10 protein-coding genes are annotated in these 12,947 nt (G+C 60.4%); all 10 read right to left on the bottom strand.

Features of this window, described 5'->3' with window-relative positions:
- Positions 1-4 precede the first annotated feature (4 nt).
- The 10 genes from OOZ48_RS10710 to OOZ48_RS10665 all read right to left on the bottom strand — a co-directional run bounded on the left by OOZ48_RS10710 (position 5) and on the right by OOZ48_RS10665 (position 12,808).
- Entirely contained in the window at positions 5-412 is a 408-nt protein-coding gene (locus OOZ48_RS10710) for a cupin domain-containing protein (protein ID WP_269498131.1), read from the bottom strand.
- Between the two features lie 39 nt (positions 413-451).
- A complete protein-coding gene (locus tag OOZ48_RS10705; RefSeq protein ID WP_269498129.1) occupies positions 452-1,393 on the bottom strand; it encodes an NAD-dependent epimerase/dehydratase family protein in 942 nt (313 codons plus the stop codon).
- Positions 1,390-2,223 carry a sugar phosphate isomerase/epimerase family protein gene (locus tag OOZ48_RS10700; protein ID WP_269498127.1) on the bottom strand — a complete coding sequence of 278 codons (834 nt, stop codon included), beginning with the start codon at positions 2,221-2,223 and terminating at the stop codon, positions 1,390-1,392. Before OOZ48_RS10700 ends, OOZ48_RS10705 begins: the two co-directional genes overlap by 4 nt.
- The gene (locus OOZ48_RS10695; protein ID WP_269498125.1) at positions 2,220-4,772 is read right to left on the bottom strand and encodes a branched-chain amino acid ABC transporter ATP-binding protein/permease; all 2,553 of its coding nucleotides are present in this window, start codon (positions 4,770-4,772) and stop codon (positions 2,220-2,222) included. The genes OOZ48_RS10700 and OOZ48_RS10695 overlap by 4 nt, the downstream gene beginning before the upstream one ends.
- Positions 4,769-5,641 (bottom strand): branched-chain amino acid ABC transporter permease, encoded by an 873-nt coding sequence (locus tag OOZ48_RS10690; RefSeq protein WP_269498123.1) that lies wholly within the window; start codon positions 5,639-5,641, stop codon positions 4,769-4,771. The genes OOZ48_RS10695 and OOZ48_RS10690 overlap by 4 nt, the downstream gene beginning before the upstream one ends.
- A gap of 33 nt (positions 5,642-5,674) precedes the next feature.
- A complete protein-coding gene (locus OOZ48_RS10685) occupies positions 5,675-6,922 on the bottom strand; it encodes an ABC transporter substrate-binding protein (protein ID WP_269498120.1) in 1,248 nt (415 codons plus the stop codon).
- Positions 6,923-6,981: 59 nt separating this feature from the next.
- Positions 6,982-8,433 carry an FAD-dependent oxidoreductase gene (locus tag OOZ48_RS10680; RefSeq protein WP_269498118.1) on the bottom strand — a complete coding sequence of 484 codons (1,452 nt, stop codon included), beginning with the start codon at positions 8,431-8,433 and terminating at the stop codon, positions 6,982-6,984.
- Positions 8,434-8,440: 7 nt separating this feature from the next.
- On the bottom strand, positions 8,441-10,231 hold the full coding sequence (locus OOZ48_RS10675; protein ID WP_269498116.1) for a thiamine pyrophosphate-binding protein: 1,791 nt from the start codon (positions 10,229-10,231) through the stop codon (positions 8,441-8,443).
- Entirely contained in the window at positions 10,228-11,700 is a 1,473-nt protein-coding gene (locus tag OOZ48_RS10670) for an aldehyde dehydrogenase family protein (RefSeq protein ID WP_269498115.1), read from the bottom strand. Before OOZ48_RS10670 ends, OOZ48_RS10675 begins: the two co-directional genes overlap by 4 nt.
- A 172-nt stretch (positions 11,701-11,872) precedes the next feature.
- The gene (locus OOZ48_RS10665) at positions 11,873-12,808 is read right to left on the bottom strand and encodes a LysR substrate-binding domain-containing protein (protein ID WP_269498112.1); all 936 of its coding nucleotides are present in this window, start codon (positions 12,806-12,808) and stop codon (positions 11,873-11,875) included.
- Positions 12,809-12,947 lie beyond the last annotated feature (139 nt).

The raw sequence follows: 12,947 nt of genomic DNA, 5'->3' as shown, positions 1-12,947 counted from the left end.
CTCCTCATTCATCCGTCGGCGGGGTGGTGATGACCAGGAATACCAGTGTCTCGGTCCCCGTGCAGTGCAACTCGTGCACTACACCCGGCGGAATGAACGCCACGTCGTTGGCGCGGACCACGCGTCGTTCACCATCGGTAATCAGTACGCCTTCTCCGCTGAGTACGTGGTAGATCTGTTCCTGGACCTTGTGGACGTGGCTTTCGACAAACGCACCGGGTTCATAACAGGAAATCCGGTGGTCAAAGAACTTGCTGCCGTTCTGCTCCGGTGTGACGATGGCCTTTGAGAGTGCCTGGTGGTGATGGCCCGGGTATTCGATCCAGAAGAGCTCCGCGAGATTGCGGGTGACGGAGGGGGCATACGGCTTGGTCGGGTGGTCTTCGTTGGTCCGTGGGTTTTGAGCATTCATGATGTGTCTCCTGGGATGTTGGGGGAATGATCCTGGTCTCTATTCGATCAGGCTGCGTTGACTGAATTCAGGGATGAAACCCAGTCGCTCTTGCGCGGGTCGCAGGTCGTAGAGCGATGCATAAGGATTCTGACGGTACAGTTCAGGATTTTTGACGTCGACCGATCGACCCAGGATGCGCTCCAGCCGTTGGACGGTCGGTTCAGGGGCCAGTGTGTCCCTGGCGGCGAGATAGAAGGCCTCGAAGGGGCAAGCCGGTGTTCCGGGTGCTTGCATTTGCAGGGCCAGCCAAAATGCGCGGGCAAGGTCACGGGGGTCAATGTGATTGAACAACGGGCCACCGCCTGCGGAGGATGGCCCGCCGGCCTTTCGGCCGGTGTAGTGCTCCGGGTCCTGCGCGCGGGCGCGAATCTCGCCTTCCATCTCGGGGTAGGCGACGAATACGGTGCGCAAGGCGATGACCTCGAGCCCTCGTAGCGCAAAGGACCTGCCGATGTCCTCGCCCAGGACTTTGCTGAGGGCGTAGGGATCGGTGGCTCGCAGGGGATGAGCCAGATCCACGGGCACATAGTCAGGCGGGACCATCGCGCCTTCGCGCACGGTGTAGCCGGCCACGGAATCGCTCGAGCAGAACACCACACGCCGGATGCCTGCTTCTTCGCCGGCACGAAATGCGTTCCAGGCGCCTATGGTGTTGATGCGCAGGATATCGTCCCCGTCGCCCGCCCAGATGTTGGGCCTGGCGGCAATGTGCAGGACGGCGAAGCAGCCCTCAACTGCACGCCGCAGACAGTCGAGATCGGTGATGTCGCCCGTCTGCCAGTCGATGGGCTCCTCGGCTTGGCGCAGATCCAGCCCCCGGACCTGGAGGCCTTTGCGCAGGAGCTCGCGCACAACGTGCCTGCCCAGCAAGCCCGCGGCGCCGGTCACCAGGACTCTGGGCTTGTCCGGATCGAAATGGGCCGGTTGTTTCGTGGTCATCGTGGTTTCCTGATTGCGACCAGGCCATGATCAGCCAGAGCGTCGTGACTGTGGAGGATCGAGCCCAGGGCGTCTTGGTCAATAATCTCGAGCAGAATCGGTCCCTCATAAGCTTGCGTCTGAAGGGCCGCAGCAAGCCCACCGAAGGGGACGTCGCCCTTTCCAACAGGATCGTGGCGCCAGGCATTGCGTGTCGTGTCCGAGCAGTGCACCAACCGGATGCGCCCACCTAGGACGTCGATGCCTTCCTTCGGGGCTTCGTGGATAAAATGGGCGTTGGCGACGTCATAGCAGGCACAAAGCACATCCGCATTTCCCATCTCGTCGAGGAAAGATCGAATGTCGCTGGATCTGGGCAGGGCCGCGAAGGGTACATTCTCTATCGCCAATCCCACGCCCAGGTTTCGCGCGAACGGAATCAGCTCGCCAATCGTGTCCTGCACAAAATTCCTGGACATTTTCCGAGGACAAGGCAGCAAAGGATTGACGCGTCCGGGCACTGTCACCAGGAGGGGTGCGCCGATGTCGGCCGCCAGGACCAGGGCTTGCTGGAACATCGTGATCGTATAGTCACGAGTATGCGCGAATGGGCTTGCCAGATTCGTATCCAGGCTGGGGAGATTCAGCGATGTGAACGACAGGCCCTCGCCATCCATGTAGGCACGCAGTGCCCGCCGCTCGGTGGTGGAGGCTTCAAAATCGAGGTGAGGCGGATTGATCACACCCTCGAATTCCCGATATCCGAACGGCGCGAGCTGTTCGAGACAGCTTTTCAGCGGATGGGACCATATATACCCATAGGTATTGATGCCGGCTGGAGGACGTGTCATGCCGCCTCCCGTTGTTGTCCGACGCCGAGCAGGCGTTGTTGCAGGTCGCTGTCCGCATTGAGCTCAGCCGCAGTGCCGGCATATGCGATCCGGCCATTGACCAATACGTAGGCTCTGTCGGAGAGCAACAGCGCGGATTCCGCGTGGTGCTCCACGAGGATCATGCTGACCTGATGCGATATGCGCTGAACGGCTACGCGGATATCCTGGACGATCGCGGGTGCGAGCCCTTCGAAGGGTTCGTCGAGCAATATGAGGCTTGCAGGCGACATCAGCGCGCGTGCTACGGCAACCATTTGACGTTCCCCGCCTGACAAGTTCTCCGCTTTGGATTTTGCCAGCACCCGCAGCTTTGGAAACAGGTCGTAGACTTCTTCCATGCTCGAGCCTCCCGCCCGCGCCGCAATGCGGAGGTTTTCCTGGACAGTGAGGTTGGGGAACAGGCGGCGACCTTCCGGCACGATGGCGATGCCTTGCCGATTGATCTCGTCTGGACGCAGGCGGGCGATATCGCGCCCCTTGAAGCGCATCTCTCCCGCGCTGACGCGTACGGTGCCCATGATGGTGCGCAGCGTGGTGCTTTTTCCGACGCCGTTTCGACCGAGCAGTGCGACGACTTCGTTGGGATGGACGACGAGATCGATACCATCGAGTACGGTTCCCCCACCATAGCCTGCCTTGACGCCGATGAGCTCCAGCAGTGGTTGGACGTTTGATGATGTGGACGAAGCCTGGCTTGGTGCGGCGTCGGTTACGGTTTCGGCCTTCTCCTGTGCGGGTTTGCCATGCTGTTCCCCCATATAGGCGGCAATGACGTCTGGATGCTTGGCGACGTCTTGGGGCGCGCCATCGGCGATGAGCTTGCCTTGATGCAGTACGGTAATCCTGTCGGACAGCGCCAGAACCCGGTCGATGTCGTGCTCGATCAGAAGAACGGCATGGCTACGCGCCAATCTGACAATTAGGGCCGATACAGTTTCGCGATCCGCTTCGCTCAGGCCAGCCAGCGGTTCGTCGAGGAGCAAGACACGTGCGTTCCCAGCCAAGGATAGGGTGATCTCCAGTAACCTCTTTTCCCCGTGCGACAGTTCTGAACAGAGATCGGCTGCCCGGTCGGTGAGTCCGACCGCGTCCAGCAGCGACCATACGCGGGCATTGTCCGCTTCATTCTGATAGGCATCGAGCCAGAAGCCGCCCCATGGTCCCGATCTGCCCTGCACGGCGACTCGAACGTTCTCGAAGGTGGTCAGGTTCGGAAAAATGCTCAGAATCTGGAATGACCGCGAAAGTCCGCATCGGACACGCTGATGGGTGGACATATGGGTGATATCCCGGCCTTCCAGCAGGACTGTGCCGACATCCGCCCGAAGCAGGCCCGTCAGGATGTTGAAGAAGGTCGTCTTGCCGGCGCCGTTGGGTCCAATCAAGCTGTGTAGCCGCTTATCGTGAACGTCTAGCGATATATCCCGTGATGTGACGATCGATCCGAATTGCTTGGACATTCCGCGGACCGAGAGAATGGGTGCATCGGAACTGCCGGCCCGTTCTTCTTGGGGAGGCGGCGCATAGGGGGTGATTGATGCGGGGCGCGGGGGGATCTGGTGGCGCACCAGCGTCCAGCGCGCGTCGCGGCCCGTGATTCGTCGCAATATCCCGTGCATGCCCTCGGGGGACAGGATGGCGAACAGAATGATGATGGGGGCGAACATCAGCCACCAGTTCTCTGTGATGGCGCTCAGGCGATCCTCGAGAATGATGAAGGTGGCCGCCCCCCAGAGAGGGCCGAGAAAATGGTGGACGCCTCCCAGGGCGGCCATCAGCACCGGGTCACCGGCGTGCTGCCAGCTGAGGTTGTTGGCGTATGCGCCGCGCAGGAGCAAGGCCATGAGGCCGCCACCGATACCAACCAGTATTCCAGAGAGGCAGAAGGCCGCGAGCTTCAAGGAGAAGGCGTTGAAGCCGAGGCTGGAAACGCGTTGCTCATTGTCGCGTATGGCCTGCAGCACCCGGCCGAATGGTGAATGAACGATACGCCATAGAACGTAGATCGATGCCAGCACCACGGCGATCGTAAAGAAATGAAATGCCAAGGTCGAGCCAAAGAGCGGCCGCGGCACATCCTGAATTCCATTTTCCCCGCCGGTCACAGAGGTCCAGCTATATGAAATTTCGAACGCGATCTGGGAGCAGGCCAGTGTGAGGAGGGAAAAGTAGAGGCCCCGACGCCTTAAGATCACTGCACCCAAGGCCAGCGCGAGGCCCAGCGAGAACAACACGGTAAAGGCCAGGGCGACGAACTCGTTCGTTGCCAACGTTTTTGCGATCACCGCTACGCTATAGCTGGCGACGCCAAAGAAGAACGATGCCCCGAAAGGCACGAGGCCCACATAGCCGATCAGGAAGTTCACGCCGATACCGTACAAGGTATAGATGGCGACCTGCGTAATCTTGGAGACCGGCATGCCGAGCATCAGCACGCCGGCGGTCAGCACCAGCAGGAATGCCGCGATAGCTAGAACCGGATGGAGGGCTTTGTGCGCGCCTTTCATTCGAAACGCTCCCATCGTTCACCGAGCAAGCCGCGTGGCCGCAGCAATAAAATAAGGAACATGAATACGTACATGGCTGCCCCCGCGGCATGGGGATAGAACTGTATGGTCAGTGTCGTCACGATGCCGACCAGCAAGCCGGCAACCGTTGCCCCTCGCAATGAGCCCAGGCCGCCGATCGTGACGATGACGAAGGCCGGCATGACGGCGCTGGCCGACATCGACGGAGATACATTCCATAAGGGTCCGGCAAGCACTCCTGCGATGGCGGCGAGGCCGCAGCCCAGGCCAAATACGGCAGTCATGACCCGCGGCAGCCGGATGCCCAGCATCTCGACCATCTCAGGATCCCGGCTGCCCGCGCGCAGAATCCGGCCATAAGGCGTGAACACGAGGAAGGCCCACAGTGCGGCCAGTGTCAGGACCGTCGCCACCAGGACCGCGACCCGGTAGCTGGTCATCAGGAGGGGGCCGGCTTCGAATACCCCATTCAGAAATGGCGGCGCACTGAATGGCTTGCCGTCCGCTCCCCAGATGAAGCGGATGATGGCCTCGATCAACAGCGCCAGGGCAAAAGTGACGATCAGGCTCAACAGTGGCTCTTTGCCGTACAAGCGCCGGATGAGGACGATCTCCACCAGCATGCCTACCACGGCAACGAGGACGGGTGCGAGGGGAACCGCAGCCCACCCGAACCACTGGTACAGCATCAGGCCGAAATAGGCTCCCAGCGCAAAGAACGCACCATGTGCGAAATTAATCACCCCCAGCAGCCCGAAGGTGATGGAAAGGCCCGCCGCAATCAGCACATAGAGGAAACCCAGCACGACCCCATTGGCCGCCTGCGACAGGACAATCTCATTGAACATGGTGCGAACTCCCGGACTGAAATGAAGGAGTGGCTACAAGGACGGCATGTTGCAGCCGACTTCTTCCTTGGTTCCGAAATCCTTCAGAGTGTCTTCCTCCGTTTTGCTGGTGTGGCTGTCGACATCAAAGAAGTCCCATTTGTCGGTGATGTTGTCTTTGATGGTGACGATGACCGACGGGCGGATCAGTTGGTGATCCCATGTGCGGTAATAGGCGGGAAATGCTCCTTTGGTGTCCTTCCATTGCTCGAGGGCCTGGACCACAGCCTTGCTGTCCGTCGATTTCGCCGCGTCGATCGAATCCAGCAGTGAGCGCATCGACAGCCAGCCGGAGTAGGCCTTGTCGGAGGGCGGCTTGCCGAACTGGTCTGTAAACGCCTTGGTAAACGCCTTTTCAGCTGCGCTGTTGGCCGGATCGTTGTAGTACCAGGGCTTTACATACGTTCCGGTTGACGCCTCAGGCCCGACATCCCAGAAATCCGTGTCGCTGACGGCGATTTCATAGAAGGGGATCTTGCCCTTCATATTCATCGCATTCCATTGTTTGAGAAAGCTGGAGAGGTCCTGGCCGACCAGCCCGCCTACGACGGCATCCGGTTTGGCGGATCGGATCTTGAGAACATAGGAGCTGTAGTCCGCCGTATTGAGCGGTACTTCGTCGATGCCGGCTACTGTGCCTCCGGATTTTTCCAGTATGGTTTGGCCGGTGCGCAGGATGTCCTGGCCGAACGCATAGGCTGCCGTGATGAAGTAGGCATTCTTGCCTTGTTTCTCGACGGTCGGCATCAGGCCGGCCATTTGTACGGGAACCGTGGCCTGGAATCGGAAGGTGTAGCGGTTGCAGTTCGAACCCGTGACTTCGCGCGCCGCGGCCCCGGCAGCGATCAGCGGCGTTTTTGTGCGTTCCGCGACGCCGGCCATGGCCAGTGCCGATGCGCTGCTGTTGGCGCCGACGACACCGACGACCTGGTGCTCATCCACGAGTTTCTGGAAATTCTGCTGGGCGGCCTGCGCGTTCGATTCGTCCAGGAAGATGATCTCGACGTCGCGGTCGAGCACCTTGCCGTGCTGCTCGACCGCGAGCATCGCGCCCCGGGACAAGTACTCGCCAATCGAGGCGCTTGGCCCCTGTTTGGGAAATACCATACCGATCTTGATGGGCCCTGTATCCTGTGCATAGGCGCCGGCGGAAGCGCCAAGCAGCATGGCCATCAGCAGGCTCGAACCATAGGCCGCCATACGAAAGGGGGGGTGTTTCTTGTGTGTGGTGGTGCTCTTCATGTCGCACGTCTCCTTTTGTGTAAGATCCGTTGCCGTTCGTGGCTTCGGGTTATTGCGTCCTACAACGACGCAACCATTTTTCCGGCCCTGCGGCCGGATACGAAGGCCCAGGCCAGGTGATGGCCGTGCCCTTTCAATAACAGGCCGCCTTGCCCAGTCGAGCCCACTGCATATAAACCTTCGATGGCTTGTCCTTGACGATCCAGGACGCGATGGGAGGTGTCCACTTTCAGTCCCCCCTCGTTGTGCACGAAGACTGGACGAACGGGTCCGAGTGCGACATAAGGTCCGATGGCCGGCCGACCCTCCATGGCGTTTTGCAGGAGGGCTTCGTCCATTCCGAGATGTTCGGCCAAGGATTCCAGGGTCTGCGCCTGTGTGTGGATGTCTTTTCTGTTGCGTGCGTAATCCGGCAGATACGCATAAGCGACGCCAGGCGCCGTCGAAATGAAATCCGGCCATCTGGAAAAGCGCGATGCAACGCTGTGGTCGAGTATGATCCAGCCGCGATTGTTCGGCTCTCCGGCGAGCGCATACGCCAGCCGTTCAGGACGGGCGTGAACGGCTTTGCCGCTCTGGTTCACCAGTACCGCGCCCGCCTCGAACAAAGACAGGGAAGGCGCCAGAGCCGTCGTCAGAAACTGCATGAGGAACGGCCTGAGCAATGCTTGAGGCATGTGGTCCATGGACCATTGCATGAAGGCGGCCAGGGCCCGCCACGGAGGCAGGCGTCGAACCAGTGTTTCCTTGAGGGGCGGCACGAAGCGAAGTTCGGGCCCCAAGGCCAGGTCGCCGTTCAGAATGGTCGCCCCCAGCCCTTCAGCCATCGTTTGGCCATCTCCGGTGGCGGTCATGTTGACGCCTTCGACTTTGGCCTCGATCGGCCCCATGAAGCGAGCCTTGAGTTCAGGACTGTTGGTGAAATCGCCCGCCGCAAGAATGACGCCTTTGGTTCCGTACAAAACGGCACCACCGTTATGCTGTCCTTGACACCGGACACCGATGACACGTCCATCCTGGGTGACGAGCTCACTGACGTGTGTATTACAGCGGATGATGACGCCGGATTTCCGTGCGCGGCGCTCGAGGTGATATATGAATGCCCGCGAGTTTGGCAGCACGTTATGCATCCGCGGCTGGCGATGCGGGGGCTCCGGCATGGGGCCCATGAAACGGACGCCCGAGTCCAGCAGCCATTGGAAGGCTGCAGGGACTTCATCGCAAAGAATTTTGCGTAGCGCGTCATTATCACGGTCCGACAGGTCGCCGGCGAAACCCGGCATGTCCTCCCAATGGTGCTGTGGATCGTCTGTAATGCCCTTGGCACGCTGATGCGGGGTCTGAGTGGCTGATATGGAGCCGATCGACCAGGCAGTGGATCCGCCGAGCTTCGGGTTCTTTTCGACGAGCAAGACGCGCGCACCGGCGGCACGTGCCTCGATCGCGGCAGCGAGGCCGGATCCCCCGCCGCCGACAACAACGACATCGTACGTTTCGCTGTGTGTGCCCATGGCCGTATCACGCAATCCAGGGCTTGCCAAAGGCCGGTTCCGTGTAGGGGATCGGCGGCAATTGCCAAGTCCCGGTCGACGGTGGGCGGACTTCAGCATCAATGTGCACGTCGATCACGCAAGGCCGGCGATTTCTGAGGGCTTGTTCAACCGCCGGCGCAAGATCCGCACTGCGTGTGATCGTGACGCCGTCCGCACCGCAGGCACGGGCCCATGCGGCAAAGTCCGGGTTGTAGCGCTGGCCGCCGGGACCTTGGTCGCCCTTGTAGAAAGCGGTGCCCAGCTCGCGGCCATCGAACAATCCGTACTGCAGGTCCCGGATGGCTCCCCAGGCAAAGTTGTTCCAGACGATCCAAATGCAGGGCAGCTGATATTCGACGGCAGTGGCAACCACATAGGGCGTCATCATGAATCCGCCATCCCCCACTACCGCGACACATGGGCGCTCTGGCGCGGCGAGTTGAGCGCCCAGCACACTGCATACGCCGAATCCCATCGACGAGTAGCCCCAGCTATTGAGCATGCTGGCGGGCCTTTGGGGACGCCAGAACTGCATGAACCAATTATGGTGGACGCCGGAGTCGAGCGTCAGGATCACGTCCTCAGGCAGCACTTTCTGTAATGTGCCGACGACGTATTCCGGTCGGATAGGCGTGGTAATGGCGCCGAAGTTCGGCGCGATGAAATCGTTCCATTCCTGTTGCCAGTCCGCGATTTGCGCACGCCATGCCGAGAAATTTTCGCGCTTGAGCGTGCCGTGACTGGCGACGCCGCCCAGCAGCTGTTCGCAAAACGTTTTCGCGTCCGCGATCAGGCCGAGCGTCGGCGGATAGTTGCGGCCGAGTTCTGCCGGATCCAGGTCCACGTGCAGCAGCTTGGTGCCGGGAAAATTCCAGGAGTACCCCGGCATCCACGTCGACGAGGATCGGTCGTCGAAACGTGTGCCCACGCAGATCACAAGATCGGCGTGTCGCCCAGCCTGGTTGGCGGGATAGGCGCCGTTGCGTCCAATGAAACCGAGGGTCAATGGATCGTCGGCCGGCACGCACCCCATGCCATTGGGGGAGGTGATCACTGGGATTCCCAATTGCGCCTGCAGCTTGGAAAGCGCAGGCCCGGCTTCCGAGAGCGTTGCCCCTTGACCGATAAAGAACACCGGCCTTTGCGACGCTGTTAGCAAGCTCAGGGCTGCAGCCAGGTCGGACTCGCTGACGGCGGGACGATGGCGCCCGAGCGTGCGGGATGCGGCCGAGATGTCCTCCACCACATCCTCCTCTTGAAAGACGTTATAGGGAACGTCCATGTTCACCGGTCCCGGCCGGCCTGTGAGCATGGTGTCGAACGATTGCCGCAATGCCAGCGGCAACATGTCGACACGCGAAGGCTGGAAACTGCGCTTGACGACGGGGCGCAGCACTTGAGCGAAGTCTGCCTGGTTATGTTTGTACAGCTCCTGGAACGGGGCTCGATTAGCCTGCGATGTAGGGACGTTGGCGGTGATGGCGAGGAAGGCCGAAGAATCGGATAGCGCCGTCGCCAGGGACATGACCATGTTGGCGGATCCGGGACCTGTTGAGGTCAATGTCGCCACCGGTGCGTGGCGAACCCGGAAATAGCCGTCCGCCATGTGGCCGGCGCATTGCTCGTGCCGCGGCGAAACATACTGGATTTCATCCTTGCGCTCGTGGAGCGCATCGAGAATGCCGACGTTTCCGTGTCCGCAAATACCGAACACGTACGGCACCTTTTGTTTGATGAGATAGTCGACAATGACCTCTCCGCCTTTTTGCTTCGTCATCGCTGTTTTCCTCGATTTGTATTGGAAAGGAGCGTGGCGACGCGCTCCTCGCTCATTTCCCGCATGGCGTAGTAAGGGCCTTCCCGTCCGAAGCCACTCGCCTTTGAGCCACCGTAGGGCATCATGTCGACGCGCGAACTCGACGTTTCGTTGATGTGCACCCCGCCGACCTGCAACTCGGTAATGAAGCGAAACGCTTCGTCGAGCCGATTGGTGAAGATTCCCGTTGCCAGTCCGTATGGTGTTGCATTGACTTGCGTGATTGCCTCGTCCAGGGTGGAAAAAGGCACAAGCGACATCACAGGGCCGAAGACTTCCTGACATCCGAGAGGCGTTTCCGGCGAGATGTCCTTGAGTAGTGTGGGGGCGACTACATTGCCCTGCCGGCTGCCGCCGGCCAGGCAAGTCGCACCTGACTGGACCGCCTGGTCGATCCAGTCGGAGATCCGCTGTGCGGAAGCCGGGCTGATGACGGGGCCGACCACCGTCGCCGGATCCAGGGGGTTCCCGGCTGCGAGGTCGCGGACGCGCTCCGTGAGACGTGCCTCGACAATCGGGAATATATTTTTGTGGACCAGCAGCAATTGGATCGATGTGCAAACCTGCCCGGCTTTCCGGTATGCCGCGTTTACGATTTTGGGGAGGGCAAAATCCAGGTCTGCGTCGTCACAGACAATGCCGAACGCGATTGAACCCAGTTCCATCTGGGTACGGCGCAGGCCTGCACGCTGCTGGATCGCCCGGCCGGCCTCGGTGCTGCCCGTAAAGGCATAGAATTTCACGTCCTGTTCGTCCAGCAAGCCCTGAACCACTTCGGCACCGCCATGCAGGACCGAGACCAATCCCTTGGGTGTGCCGGCTTCCATGAGTGCTTCCGCCAGTTGGCATGCGACCAGGGGGGTGTGTGGGGACGGTTTCAATATGATGGCATTGCCGGCCGCCAAGGCGGGCGCCACTTTGTGCGCGACGGTATTGAGGGGGGCGTTGAACGGCGTGATTGCGGCGACCACGCCAAGCGGTATGCGCATGGTCCAGCACATCCGCCCCACCTGGCCGGGTGCGCCCTCCACCGGGACCAGCGTGCCGGTGAATCGGCGCGCCTCCTCCGCCGCGAGGCGAAATGTCTGGATTGCACGTTGTACTTCACCCGCCGCATCGCTGAGGGTGAATCCGGCTTCTGCGCAGATCGTTCGCTGAAGGCTGTCGGACCGTGCTTCGAGTGCTGCCGCCGTCTTGTCCAGAAAGCGCCCGCGCTCATGCGGGCTGAGTTTTCGATTGTCATGGAAGGCGCGGACCGCAGCTTGAACTGCTTCGCGGACCTGTTCGGCAGTGGGAGTGCTGATCTCGGCGAGCGGACGATTGTCGAACTTGTTCAACACAGTGAATGTCGTGGACCGGCCCTGGATCCACTCGCCTGCGATCAGCAGGCTACGCGCCGTTTCCACGTTGTGAGCGACTTGTACTTCCATTCTCGTCCGCCTTTTCCATGGGTGGTGAATGGGGACAGAATACGTGGGCGGACGGTAGAAAAAAAATACTGTTTTTTAAGGATGGGTATAAGCAAAACAGATGGGATTTCGATTCTTCGCTCATTAGGGTCCGACGGGAGCCCAAGACGTTCGGCCGAGGCGGCGCCTGCCGCTACAACAGCTTGACGGTCGGCCAGGCACCGGTTTCGGTCAGCCAGCGAATGGTATTCTTGATTTCGGAGGAAATCAGCGCGGCGGCGGGCGACAACATTTCGGGCGCGATGGTGTACAGATAGTTCCGGCGGCTGATGGAGGCATCCGAAATCGCCAGGGCGCGCCACTCCTTGCCGCGCTCACCCTCCAACAGCAGCGCCGACATGGGTTTGATGGTGGCGCCCATGCCGGCATAAACACAGCTCATCAGCAGTGACAGCGAGTCGATTTCGGCAACGATATGGGATGAAAGGTTGCGCGATTCCAATTCGCTCTCGATACGTTGGCGCAGACCGTGCTTGCTGGTCGGGAGAATGAGGGGTAGTTCAGCCGCTTCAGCCAAAGTGATCTTGGTCCGGCGCGCGTCAACGAGGGAGCTTGAGCGCGGAAGCAAGACAAAGAGCTCCTCTTCGATGATAGGGACGGCGTTGAGATCCGAGCCGACGTTTGGCTTGAACAGGATGGCGATGTCGAGTTGCCCGAGACGAATCATTTGTCCGAGGTGGCCGCTCATGCCCTCCACGACGTTCAGCAGAATGCGTGGATAGCGTTCGTGGATACGACGCACCAGCGGCAGGCCGAGGGCGGACACTGTGGTGGCCGGTAGACCGACCGTCACCATTCCATGGATTTCCATCGTTTCCTGTCGGGCGATCGACAGCGCCTGGTCGAGTTGCCTGAGCATGAACTTGGCGTGGTGGTAGAGTGCCAGGCCGTTGTCGGTCGGTGTGACGCCCTTGGGGGATCGAACCAGAAGGGGCTTGCCAACCTCATCCTCGAGCTTGGTCAATTGTTGACTGAGGGCGGGTTGAGCGATGAAAAGCTGGCGGGAAGCTTTGGTCATGCTGCCGCTTTCCACGATTTGGACGAAATACTGGAGCTGTTTCAGATTCATTTCCGGCCCTGGGCGACTCTATTTCCCTGACTGTGGGCGGCGGCCGGTCTCCCGTTGCGGGTGTAGGCACCGCCACAGCGATATAAGCTGAACGTATAGCGTCGCACTACTCAAGTCATCTCACAAGGGGGGATTACTT

The organism is Castellaniella sp. S9 (genome assembly GCF_027257175.1).
Taxonomy (GTDB): domain Bacteria; phylum Pseudomonadota; class Gammaproteobacteria; order Burkholderiales; family Burkholderiaceae_B; genus Castellaniella.
Note: the sequence above shows the minus strand (reverse complement) of the source record. Positions and strands in the feature narration are given on the sequence as shown.

Bases quoted from the DNA above. Each gene is read 5' to 3' on its own strand.
- OOZ48_RS10710 (WP_269498131.1), bottom strand. From the start codon at position 412: ATGAATGCTCAAAACCCACGGACCAACGAAGACCACCCGACCAAGCCG.
- OOZ48_RS10705 (WP_269498129.1), bottom strand. From the start codon at position 1,393: ATGACCACGAAACAACCGGCCCATTTCGATCCGGACAAGCCCAGAGTC.
- OOZ48_RS10700 (WP_269498127.1), bottom strand. From the start codon at position 2,223: ATGACACGTCCTCCAGCCGGCATCAATACCTATGGGTATATATGGTCC.
- OOZ48_RS10695 (WP_269498125.1), bottom strand. From the start codon at position 4,772: ATGAAAGGCGCGCACAAAGCCCTCCATCCGGTTCTAGCTATCGCGGCA.
- OOZ48_RS10690 (WP_269498123.1), bottom strand. From the start codon at position 5,641: ATGTTCAATGAGATTGTCCTGTCGCAGGCGGCCAATGGGGTCGTGCTG.
- OOZ48_RS10685 (WP_269498120.1), bottom strand. From the start codon at position 6,922: ATGAAGAGCACCACCACACACAAGAAACACCCCCCCTTTCGTATGGCG.
- OOZ48_RS10680 (WP_269498118.1), bottom strand. From the start codon at position 8,433: ATGGGCACACACAGCGAAACGTACGATGTCGTTGTTGTCGGCGGCGGG.
- OOZ48_RS10675 (WP_269498116.1), bottom strand. From the start codon at position 10,231: ATGACGAAGCAAAAAGGCGGAGAGGTCATTGTCGACTATCTCATCAAA.
- OOZ48_RS10670 (WP_269498115.1), bottom strand. From the start codon at position 11,700: ATGGAAGTACAAGTCGCTCACAACGTGGAAACGGCGCGTAGCCTGCTG.
- OOZ48_RS10665 (WP_269498112.1), bottom strand. From the start codon at position 12,808: ATGAATCTGAAACAGCTCCAGTATTTCGTCCAAATCGTGGAAAGCGGC.